General features: G+C 77.8%; 2 pseudogenes. Both read right to left on the bottom strand.

The window, feature by feature from the left end:
• Positions 1-1,168 (bottom strand): annotated as a pseudogene (locus ACFW2E_RS46830) (chromosome segregation protein SMC); the annotation flags it as partial.
• Between the two features lie 47 nt (positions 1,169-1,215).
• Positions 1,216-1,448, bottom strand: a pseudogene (locus ACFW2E_RS46825) (sigma factor-like helix-turn-helix DNA-binding protein); the annotation flags it as partial.

The raw sequence follows: 1,448 nt of genomic DNA, 5'->3' as shown, positions 1-1,448 counted from the left end.
CAGTGGCCTCGTACCGCAGCCGCGCCCGCCGCTGTTCGGCACGCGCGCGTGCCTCGCGTTCGGCGCGGGCGCCCCGGTCGAGCGCGTCGGCCCGCCCGGCGAGCCCCTTGACCCGCTCCTCGTGCGTACGGACCTGGAGCCGGGCCTCCATCTCGGTCTGCCGGGCGTTGGCCCCGTCGGCGGCGAGCCGGTCGCGCACAGAGGTGTCCGGCTCCTCCTCGATCGGCATCTCCTCGGCGACGGCGAGCCGTTCGGCCAGTTCCTCGGCCTCCTGCACAGCCCTGTCGAGCGCCTCCTGCGCGCGTGCCGCCGCCGCGGTGGACCGCTCGGCCTCACCGGCGGCGCCGCGCGCCTGCCCGGCGAGCCGCCCCAGCTGCTGGGCGACGGCCGACTTCTCCCGGTCGGCCGCCCGGCGCCGCTCCCCCAGCTCCTCGACGAGCGCGGCGCACTCCCGGCGCCGTTCGACGGCCGCCTCCTGCGCCCCGGCCAGCTCCTCGCACCGCACGCCCAGCTCGGCCAGCTCGGCCGCGGCCTCGTCCACGGACGCCTGGACCTCCAGGAGGCTGGGCGCCCCGGCGGACCCACCGTGCGCGAAGTGCGCCCCAAGCAGGTCTCCTTCGGCGGTGACGGCGGTGAGACCGGGACGGGCGTAGACGAGGTCCTCGGCGTCCTCGAGGGTGCTCACCACGACGATGCCGCGCAGCAGGCGGCGCACGGCGGGCATGAGGTCGGCGGGGCCCTGGACGAGGTCGGCGGCGAAGGGGTGACCGTTCACCGGCGGCTCCGGGCCGGGCCCAGCGGCGACGCTGTCCACCGCGGCGTCCGCGTCCGTGTACGGCCGGTCGGAGGCGGGCTCTTCCGGTGCGCCGGCCAGCAACAGGGCGGCGCGGCCCGCGTCCTGCTTGCGCAGCAGTCTGATCGCTTCGGCCGCCGACGCCGGTGTCGTCACGGCGATCGCGTCCGCCGCCGCACCGAAGGCCGCGGCCAGGGCCACCTCATGCCCTGGCCTCACCGTGAGCAGCTCGGCCGCCGGGCCGAGCAGGCCGCCGAGCCGGTCCCGCGCCCCGAGCAGCGCGCCCGTGCCGTCCTTCCGTCGCAGGCCCAGGGCGAGCGCCTCGTGGCGGGCCCGGGTCGCGGCGCGGTCGCGCTCCGCCGCCGTGGGCGCCACCCCCGCCCCGGTGTCGGCCGACTCCCCCCCCCCCCCCTCCCCCGCGCGCCCCCCCCGCGCCGCGGGGCCCCCCCCCGCCGTCGTGCCCGGTGGACATGCTGCTGGCTCGCGGACTCGGTGATGTCGAGGATCGCGGCGATCTCGGCGTGGGGGTACGAGATGGCCTCGCGCAGGACGTAGGCGGCCCGCTCGACCGGCGAAAGGCGCTCCATGAGGGTCAGTACGGCCAAGGACACCGATTCGCGCTGCTCGAATGTGTCGGCAGGGTCTAGCATCGGGT

The organism is Streptomyces sp. NPDC058964, from assembly GCF_042741275.1.
Classification (GTDB): domain Bacteria; phylum Actinomycetota; class Actinomycetes; order Streptomycetales; family Streptomycetaceae; genus Streptomyces.
This window is presented reverse-complemented; position numbering and strand designations above follow the sequence as displayed.